The organism is Nostoc sp. UIC 10630, from assembly GCF_010747425.1.
In the GTDB taxonomy this organism is placed as follows: Bacteria; Cyanobacteriota; Cyanobacteriia; order Cyanobacteriales; family Nostocaceae; genus Nostoc.
This window is the reverse complement of record NZ_JAAGOG010000263.1, coordinates 1-9198: the sequence shown is the minus strand read 5'-3', so window position 1 is coordinate 9198 and position 9198 is coordinate 1. Positions and strand designations below refer to the sequence as shown.

The window sequence follows — 9198 nt, the reverse complement described above, 5'->3', positions numbered from 1 at the left end:
CATGGTTCACTCTTAGACCGATATTTACCTCAGTATTATCTCGTAGTCTTTTTCAAAAATCAAATATGATTCCTATACGTTTGTTGCTTCGCCGACATTTTGGCATTAATGTTCTCACTTTCCAGTCTCAACCTCTTTAATTCACATTAGGCGTAACTTGGAAGATTTACTTTGACTCTGTTAACTGACACAGAGCAAAACTTGACTCGTACAGAGGCTTACTTTGGGCATCACAAGCAACTTATTTATACGTCAGAAAAAGAGATATCCAAAGAATTGGCAACAGTCGAACTCCAAAATTTCTTAAGTGGATTAGCTGTTGAACTTCAGACTTTAAGCCACATTGAATTTAGTGAGGATGAAGTATGACTGTTGCACCATTATTAACACCAGAAATCACCGTCATCGAAACTGTCACCCGACATCCTCTAAACTTTTACGAATCTCCATCATGGTTCACAACTGAATTACTACGCCATGTTCCGTTATCTGGTGTCATTGGTGAGCCATGTGTTGGACATGGGGCGATCGCTTCTTTATTGAATGTGTGGCCTCATACAGAACATATCTGGACTAACGATATTGATCCGAACAAACAGGCACATTTTCACTACGATGCAACACTATCCGAGTCATGGGCTAAGTTTCCCGATTGTGACTGGATCTGCACTAACCCACCATACGCGGAATTTGCTGCACCAATTATCAGGAATGCCTACCAGAAAGCTCGTGTAGGTGTTGCCGCATTCTTATTAACCAGTTTTCTCGAACCCTGTGATGATCGGGCTGATTTCTTACAGCAGCACCCGCCGTCACTTGTAATCATCATGCCGCGCTTCTGCTTTCGGAAAGACAAACGGGGTACTCGTTGGGCTACCGATAACATTACCATCTCGTGCTTTGTCTGGGACAAACGCGCAACAGGGCAGCAAATTATTATTCGTCCCAAGTCGGCGATCGCTGGGTTTTACAAAAATCCAGAACAGGCTATTTCACAAGAATGGGCAGAAGAAATTGTTCAAGCGATTGCCAAAGGAGAATTATGCAACAACTAACTTTATTTCCCGAATCTGCTCCTACTTTACCAGTCAACTATTATCCAGAATTTCTGAACAAGGAAGAAGCCGACGAACTCTACCAACATTGCCAAGAACTGCAATGGCAGCAAAACCAAATCAGGATGTTGGGTAAAACTATGCCCGTTCCGCGTCTGGAGTGCATTTATGGCGATGAAGGCTGTGATTACCTCTACTCCAAGAGTGTACTGCTCAAACCATTACCTTGGACTTCATCGCTGGCCCAACTGCGAGATAGGATTACTGCGGCTACTGGCTACAGCTTCCGCATTGTCATCGGCAACCAATACAGAAGCGGACAAGACAGTATCGGCTGGCACAACGATAGTGAAGCTTCGATGGGATTTAACCCAGCCATCGCATCAATCAGTTTAGGTTCGGTGAGGAAATTCCAAATTAAGCCCATCGGGGGGAAGCCGACTGACTTTTGGCTGGAGCATGGGAGTCTGCTTGTAATGCTTCCAGGCTGTCAGTCCACACATCTGCATCAAGTTCCGAAGACCAATAAGGTCGTTAGTACACGGATTAATCTAACTTTTCGACCGCACGTTGGAGGCAAGAGATGACCTTTTGTTCTCGCTCTTGGTGAGGTTTATATCCAAGATTATTAATATTTAAGGAGGATTTATATGGGATTTCGTAATGGTAAACCCTCTAAACAGTTTACAGCAATTCCCAACAGTTTAATTCGTGCTCACAACCTTACTGATTCAACATTTAGGTTAATTTCTTGGGTAGCTTCTCACGACGAAAATTTTGATATTAGTTTTACGGTAATCGAAAAACATTTGGGGTACAAACGAGACAAAATCCGTAATGCTATCAAAAACGCTGAACAAAATGACTATTTAGTGAGAGTTCAAGAGAACAAACCGAACAATGGTAAGTTTGACTGGCAATATTACATTTTTACCAGCAAAGAAGACACAAAGTTATTTCGAGAAAATCATTCATCCATAGGTAAGTCGTTCATAGGTGAGTCATCCGTAAGTGGGTCATCCGTAAGTGGGTCATCCATAGGTGGGTTATTCATAGGTGGGTCATCCACCCCTCATATAGAAAAACAATTAGAAGAAAATAAATTAGAAGAAAAACACATACTAGAAGCACCCCCAACTCAGAACGCATTTCCCATCCAAGAATCGTGTGTGTGTGAAACTGAACAGACTGAGTTGACCGAGCAATCAAAACAACCAGAGCTTGAAGAACCAACCCCACAACAACCCGCTTTGTTGTTAAAAAATTCCGAGTCTTCGCAACAAACCGATAACCCCTCCAGAGGATCAACTATTGCGGCGGGGTCGTTCGATAAATCCGAACAATCAAATAAGCCGCAACAAACCTGTCCCTACAAGACAGCCAGGAACGTGAAAGAACTGATTGATGCTTGGCTAACAGACCCAACTGCCATGAGTGATGATTGTGTGCCCCTGCTTGTTAGAGACTCAATCAAGTGGAATCGCTGGGTTTTACCTTGGCGCAATGGAGAGCGAAAACTGAATAACCTCTACCAAAACTTCAATCCGATAGTCGTGGACTTCCTAGCACAAGAATTAGCCACTAAGTCGAAACGCTCCGCACAACTTGAAATTACTCATGCGATCGCAGTCATGAACACCTGGGAAAAAACCAAAGGGGGATGGACGAACCTGATGCAGCGTTATCACCAAGCATTGCAAACACAGAAACAACCCCTACCCCAACTGCATACTGCGACGGCAAAAAGACCAAGCAACACCACTAGCATCACGCTCGAAGATGCTTTGGCACAAGATCATAAGCGCCGTCAGCAAGAGCAATCTATTCGGGTTCCATCCAATGGATATCAGCACAGCCCACAAATGCTGGAGCTAAAAGCAAAACTTCAAGCCAAAGCAAATGAGCCAAAAGTTTCGAGCAACACCAGACCATCTTCCACGAATTTGCGAGAAGTTGAAGCGCAGTTAAAATTAGCACTTAGAGCATGACTATGTACAGCAATCAAGACAACGTAGTTTCTTTTGCCCCTGATCGAAATCAAGTCAACTTGCCCCCACAAAACATCGAGGCTGAAGAAGCGATTTTGGGCGGGATTATGCTTGACCCAGAAGCAATGACTAGAATCAGCGATCGCCTGAGCGTTGAAGCCTTTTACATCAGCGCCCACAAAGATATCTATCAAGCCACAGTCCAACTTCATGCTACATACCAACCCACAGATTTACTTTCTGTCACCGCATGGTTGGCTGACCACAATTTGCTCAATCGCATTGGTGGCAGAAATAAGTTAGCGACTCTGGTAGACCGCACTGTATCAGCCGTCAACATTGATGCTTTGGCTGATTTGGTGATGGAGAAATATCGACGGCGGCAGTTAATTAAGGCAGGGAACGAAGTTGTCAAACTCGCTTACGAAACAGAAACTGAACTACCGCTTGTACTAAATCTTGCTGAGGCGGAAGTTTTCACCGTTACCCAAAATCAAAGCGATGAACGCTGCAAGGTTTTCTCAGCACAAGACATGGGCATTGAACTTTTTCAAAAGTTGGAGATGGGGAATATGGCAGGCGACAGAGTTGGCTGGTACGACCTCGAAAATATCACCGGTGGCATTTATCCGAGCAGCTTAGTTGTAGTGGCTGCTGAGTCGCACATGGGGAAAACCCATTTTATGATTTCTTATGCTTACGAAATCATGACCAAACTTGGAAAGCCAGTTCTGTACGTTACTCCAGAAATGGATAAGAATCAACTCAATGCCCGAATGCTGGCCCGAATCACAGGCGTAGACGCTTCTATGATTCAAACCAATACTCAATGTTACTGGGAACAAATAGCACAAGGCATAGGACAGATGGTGGAACTGCCTTGGAAGGTTTACGAGCATTCCTCCCCTACAACCACAATGATTGCTTCTGCTGTGCGCCGTGCCATTGCCGAATTCGGTGGTTCTATTGGGGCTGTGTTCATTGATTACTTGCAGCAGATTCCTTTGGAGTCCGGTGGGAACATGGCCTTTGAAGTCGGCAAGATTACCCGCCAGATTCGGGACATTGCCAAGTCTCACAAAATCCCTGTTTTCTTGGGCTGTCAAATTAATCGGGGCAATCAAACAACGGCTGATAAACGCCCCAATCGTCATCTGTTACGTAATTCTGGCGAAATCTTTGAGGTTTGTGACCAGTTAATTATGCTCTATCGCAACTCCGTGTACAGCAATGACAGCAGCGATCGCACTATCGAGTTGATTGTTGAGAAAAACCGCCTTTACGGTAAGCTCGGCACTGCGACGATGTTGTGCGATTTATCCACATCGAAATTTTTGAACTTGGCCAGGTAATTTACCCACTTTTCTCATAATCCCTCCTTACTTCTTTCTATTCTCGCAAAAATTCACAACTACAAACTTTATGGGTACAACATATCAACAACTCTTTTCTAAATGGGCAACTCTCGCTCCTGATGAGTGTTTATCTACTGAATGGGATTACAAGTTCAAGCTCCGAATTTTACCAGATGTTGAAAAGTGCAATTCTCTTACTGCTAGTCGCCAAATTATTACTGAGAACTTAGAAACAGATTTAGCTAATCGGCGTGATTTTACAATTCGATTGTTGAATTTCGTGTTACTAACGATTATTTATCACTGTGCGGCTCGACAGTCCAGTATCAGCTTCAGCTTTACAGAACTTGGGACTATCGCCACAATCTGCAACAGACTGCGTTCACAGCCACATCCACATCCGGCGATCGCAGCATTAGACGCATACATTCAATTACTGGAGTTTTAAAACCCGTGAAAGCGCTATCCGTTCGCCAACCCTGGGCATGGGCAATCATTCACTCCACCAAAAATATAGAAAACCGTGGCTGGCCCATTCATTATCGCGGCGACATTCTGATTCACGCCGCCAAAACCTGTACCAAAAAAGAGTACCAGCTAGCCAGAGAATTTTGCCAAGGGATGGGGATAGTAATCCCAGAGTTAATTTCTCTACGTCGCGGTCAAGTTATTGGCATTGTCACAATAGTTGATTGCAAGTTTTCACAAGTTGCATCTGGCTGGGGAATGCCTGGGCAATACCATTGGAAACTGGAGAACCCACGCGAGATTACACCGATTCCTTACATTGGGCGGTTGGGAATTTTTGAAGTACCTGATGATTTGGTCATGGAGGTGGCTGCATGACTAAAACAGCCCCAAGCGATACGCTACTTCCAAAGCCAAAATCAGTAATAGTTGAGTTATCTCCAACACCCGAAAAATTCTTAGAGGACGACCTTAGAGCTTCACAACTGCATAGCCAAGGATGCCTCTATCCGTATCTCGAAAAGAAAAAGCTACTTGATGGCTCAATAGTTTTTTACCCACGAGTTATAGGCCAACGTGACCCAAACAACCCGACTCAGTGGCGATGGGGTTTTAACTGGGAAGAACGAGTTGATGGATTATGGAAAGGGCGAAGTATCGGCTCAATCCCTCCTGGCGCTGTCCCTATGATTCAGACACTACAACAGCAGGGGGCAACACGAGAGAATATCATCGCCTTCATCAAAAAAGCGAAAACCAAAAAGCTATCACCAAAATCAGATGTCTGCAAAAATTTTGATAACACAAAAATAAAACCAGTTCTTCCAGATGATGCACCGATCGCTGTAGTACTATTCGCTGGTGGCGGTGGGATTGAGGCGGGGATGGTGCAAGCTGGTATTCGCCCAGTCATTGCAGTAGAGTTCGACCCAAGCAAACCAGAGCTAAGTCAGGCGATCGCCAAAACCCATCACCACAACTTCAGCGAGTATGGCTGTAGAATAATCCAGCTAACAGTTCAAGAAGTAGCACGGTTAGGATTTCTAGGTTTTCCGCGCCGCCCCGACTATCTCCACGCCTCCCCGGTGTGCGCCAATTTCAGCCAAGCTCACACAGCTAAAGCGGGTAAGGGCGGCGAAACTACCGATGACCTGACGGCTGCAATCGCAGTTGCAGAAGCCATTCGACAGTTGCAGCCACGGGTGTTTACGCTGGAGAATGTCCCACGCTATCAGAACAGTCAGAGTTTTGCCATCATCCTGAATGCTTTGGAGCAAGAAGGGTACTCAGTCGATTACAGCGTGGTCAACATGGCTGACTTTGGGTTGCCCCAGGCGCGGCGGCGGTTAGTTCTGGTTGCAAGTAGGGGGTTTCGGGTTGCCCTACCTACGGGAGCTACACCTTGTGGTTGGTATGAGGCGATCGCTCATCTAATCCCCAGCATGACTGATTCCCAATTACTCCCCAAACAACGGCAAGCGGTAGAACAATTTCTGGCAACTAACGAACCAACGCCATTGCTACTAGAGAGAGTTGGAGGGCGCAACAGACTGAAGTACAAGCCTGGGCATTTACCCTGTAATACCATTGTGCGCTCACACTTCACCGATCACAAAGGCTGTAACCGTAGTAAGTTCGCTGATATCTGGTTGCCGGATGGTACGGTCAAGTCTTTGTCTATTGAAGGGGCTGCAATCTTGCAAGGGTTTCCCGGTTGGTACGAGTTTCCCAACGAGACTGCTACGGCGGGGTCAATTATCGGCTATTCTGTACCGCCCAGTTTCGCCGCGCAGTTATTTACTCACATACAGAAACAATTATCAGGAGCATTTTTATGACAAACCAAGAGCAACTCACTTAAAATGTGTTGGTACAGGTACAATACTTTTCGGTTAAACCCAATAATCTCTCTTTTGGTATGGGGAAAGGTTAAAGGGCAATGGGGAAAGGGAAATTCAAACCTTTCCCTTTCCCCCTTAACCGAAAAGTATTGGGTACAGGTAAGGAAGAGGACAACAAACAAGCAGGGGACAGAAAAGAGGAAGCACAGAGGTTGTGCGGTGGGAGCGAATTTCCGCCTGCTTTAATGGTTTTCTTTCCTTAGCGACAGTTCACATCTGGGTTCGCAGAATTTTATTAGTGGGATAGATTCATAGCTGCCGCAAGCTCGAACTGCCCTCTGCCTTTCTCAATGAGTTATCTCAAAAAGATTAAGGGTAAGTAGTTCGGATTAACTACCAACAGTTTTGAAATCATTTTAGTTAAAATGCCCTAATTAAAGTGCCTAGAGTTGGCGTACCTAAAACTGAAGAGGCTAAATTACCTGGGATATTCCCATCAATTATCCAGCAGTCAATCCCTAAACTAGAAATAGCCAAAAACTCCTCAACTTTCTTCGCCATCCCGCCAGTAACATCTACTGATGTGCTCTTGCCCAAGAAAGGTTTAATCTGAGAATAGTTAGCTTGAGTAATATTGGAAACTACTTGCCCCTCTTGGTCATATACACCTGCATAATTCCCAACATTTATTAGTCTAACTTTAAACTTACCTTGAAGATAGAAGTATTTCGCTAGTTCTGCAAGCATTGCATCTGTCGAAAAGACAGTACCACCAATAGCTTGATCTAGAACTACATCACCGAAAACTAAAGGAATTAAACCTGCACTATGCAACGATTAGATGCAATCAACCAAGCCCAATGCAACACCCTTGGCTGAATGCGTGTAAACCAATGGTTATCACTCATTTGTCAAACAAAAATCCACCATTACCCCAAGGAGCAATCGTAAGCTGTGGAGGGCGGTTGTAACAAGGACAGGGGAGAAGCGATCGCTCAATAACTAAGGCTCTATCCCTTCATCAATCCAAGTATCAATTGCTGTTTTTACGTTTATCTCAGTCATTGCAGACCATTCTTTTTCGTTGATAGTTGTTTTAAATACCGCTCTTTTACCGTGACCAACTTTTTCCATTGAGTGTCCACGATACACATTTTTAGGCTTAATCATTTTTCTTAATCATCTTTAGAGAATATTATAAACTGTCGCTTAATAAGAAGAGTAGTTTGATTTTCTATAATGGCTGCTGATCGAGGGGATTATTATAACTGTAGTGTTAGGTTTGTAGTCAGGACATGACATCAGCTTAGAGACTAGTAATTAGCGGTGCGAGTTTAGAAGCCATAACCTCTATACTATATTCTTCTACACATCTTTGTCTGGCTTTAATACCTCGCTGGTTTGCTGACTCTAAATTTTGAAAAATCAATCGAATTTGTTTAACAATTTGTTCAGGACAAGAAGGCTCAACTAAATAACCAGTATCACCTAAAATTTCGGGAATATCTCCAACACGTGTTGATAATACAGGTTTAGCCATTGCCATTCCATCAGTCAACTTCAAAGGAAATTGAGCGCGAGTTTCTGGAGTATCTCGCTGGGGAACGACAACAATATGAGCAGCAGCAACAAGATCCGGCATGGCATCAACTGGATACTTTGGTAGTTTGATAATCCAGCGTCCCCAACGTTCTTGAAGTTGTTGATCGTAATCATCATAAGGACTGCCACCAATAATCACTAATTTTAAGTCTGGCTGATTAATTTTCTCTAACGCTATAAGAACATCTTCTAAACCTTTATAAGGTCTAGGTGCGCCAGGAAACATTAAAATTCGGTATTCAGATAAATTATAGCGACTTCTACTAGAATCAGGATTACATCGAGCCGGATCAAATAAGGAGGTATCCTTGCCATTAGGAACCAATATACCACCAAAACGCTGCTGCAAAAATTTAGTATGCACCGTCACAGCATCCGCATGATTTACTAAACCTTCCATCCATTTAACGTACAAAGGATGATATGGGCTCCTGAGTGCGCCATCTGATTTCAATAAATCCCTAGCTAATTGTTTCAGTGTCGGACAATAACGCCAGTTGTCACCACCATGCCAGCTAAGTTCCCAATCATCTATGTCTAAAATCACTGGTTTTCTGCTGTACAAACTTTTTAACAGTGCGACTCCAAAACTCGCTATCTGTGGTTTAATTGCATAAATTATATCTCCATCAATATGTTTTAAAACTTTGTTGACTGCTGGAAAAAATTTCGGATAATTTCCACCTTCTATAGCAAAAACTTTCGTATCAGATGGAATAGCAGCAGAGAGATTTTTGTTAAATAAAAATCCTAATATTTCTGTTTTATAACCCAATTTTTCTAACGCTGATTTCAATAAAGATGCTCGAATGAAACCATCATTAGTAGACAAATTCCATACAAGCAGCGATATCTTTAGTTTAGTTTTCATTTTGATAACATTTGATAA

Annotated in this window: 11 protein-coding genes; 8 read left to right on the top strand and 3 right to left on the bottom strand. The window is 43.5% G+C overall.

Translation table 11 applies throughout. From position 1 onward, the window contains the following. Positions 1 to 171: 171 nt before the first annotated feature. From G1O98_RS34075 to G1O98_RS34040, 8 genes are all read left to right on the top strand, one after another. The gene (locus G1O98_RS34075; RefSeq protein WP_163938006.1) at positions 172 to 369 is read left to right on the top strand and encodes a hypothetical protein; all 198 of its coding nucleotides are present in this window, start codon (positions 172 to 174) and stop codon (positions 367 to 369) included. After that, the gene (locus G1O98_RS34070; RefSeq protein ID WP_163938003.1) at positions 366 to 1055 is read left to right on the top strand and encodes a hypothetical protein; all 690 of its coding nucleotides are present in this window, start codon (positions 366 to 368) and stop codon (positions 1053 to 1055) included. Before G1O98_RS34075 ends, G1O98_RS34070 begins: the two co-directional genes overlap by 4 nt. Next, on the top strand, positions 1043 to 1642 hold the full coding sequence (locus tag G1O98_RS34065; RefSeq protein ID WP_163938000.1) for an alpha-ketoglutarate-dependent dioxygenase AlkB: 600 nt from the start codon (positions 1043 to 1045) through the stop codon (positions 1640 to 1642). The genes G1O98_RS34070 and G1O98_RS34065 overlap by 13 nt, the downstream gene beginning before the upstream one ends. A gap of 63 nt (positions 1643 to 1705) precedes the next feature. Further along, positions 1706 to 3043 (top strand): helix-turn-helix domain-containing protein, encoded by a 1338-nt coding sequence (locus G1O98_RS40410; protein WP_243458626.1) that lies wholly within the window; start codon positions 1706 to 1708, stop codon positions 3041 to 3043. Continuing rightward, on the top strand, positions 3040 to 4395 hold the full coding sequence (locus G1O98_RS34055; protein WP_243458625.1) for a DnaB-like helicase C-terminal domain-containing protein: 1356 nt from the start codon (positions 3040 to 3042) through the stop codon (positions 4393 to 4395). Before G1O98_RS40410 ends, G1O98_RS34055 begins: the two co-directional genes overlap by 4 nt. Positions 4396 to 4465: 70 nt before the next feature. After that, the gene (locus G1O98_RS34050) at positions 4466 to 4846 is read left to right on the top strand and encodes a hypothetical protein (RefSeq protein ID WP_163937994.1); all 381 of its coding nucleotides are present in this window, start codon (positions 4466 to 4468) and stop codon (positions 4844 to 4846) included. Positions 4847 to 4851: 5 nt separating this feature from the next. Beyond that, positions 4852 to 5244, top strand: a complete 393-nt coding sequence (locus G1O98_RS34045; RefSeq protein WP_163937991.1) for an ASCH domain-containing protein — start codon at positions 4852 to 4854, stop codon at positions 5242 to 5244. Then, positions 5241 to 6704, top strand: coding sequence for a DNA cytosine methyltransferase (locus G1O98_RS34040; RefSeq protein ID WP_163937988.1), 1464 nt, complete (start codon positions 5241 to 5243; stop codon positions 6702 to 6704). The genes G1O98_RS34045 and G1O98_RS34040 overlap by 4 nt, the downstream gene beginning before the upstream one ends. Before the next feature lie 423 nt (positions 6705 to 7127). Here the strand turns inward: G1O98_RS34040 and G1O98_RS34035 are convergent, their stop codons facing one another. The 3 genes from G1O98_RS34035 to G1O98_RS34030 form a co-directional block, all read right to left on the bottom strand. After that, entirely contained in the window at positions 7128 to 7541 is a 414-nt protein-coding gene (locus tag G1O98_RS34035) for a hypothetical protein (protein ID WP_163937984.1), read from the bottom strand. 168 nt (positions 7542 to 7709) lie between these two features. Next, entirely contained in the window at positions 7710 to 7877 is a 168-nt protein-coding gene (locus G1O98_RS38860) for a hypothetical protein (protein ID WP_167306234.1), read from the bottom strand. Between the two features lie 136 nt (positions 7878 to 8013). After that, positions 8014 to 9180 (bottom strand): glycosyltransferase family 4 protein, encoded by a 1167-nt coding sequence (locus G1O98_RS34030; protein ID WP_163937981.1) that lies wholly within the window; start codon positions 9178 to 9180, stop codon positions 8014 to 8016. Between the last annotated feature and the right edge of the window lie 18 nt (positions 9181 to 9198).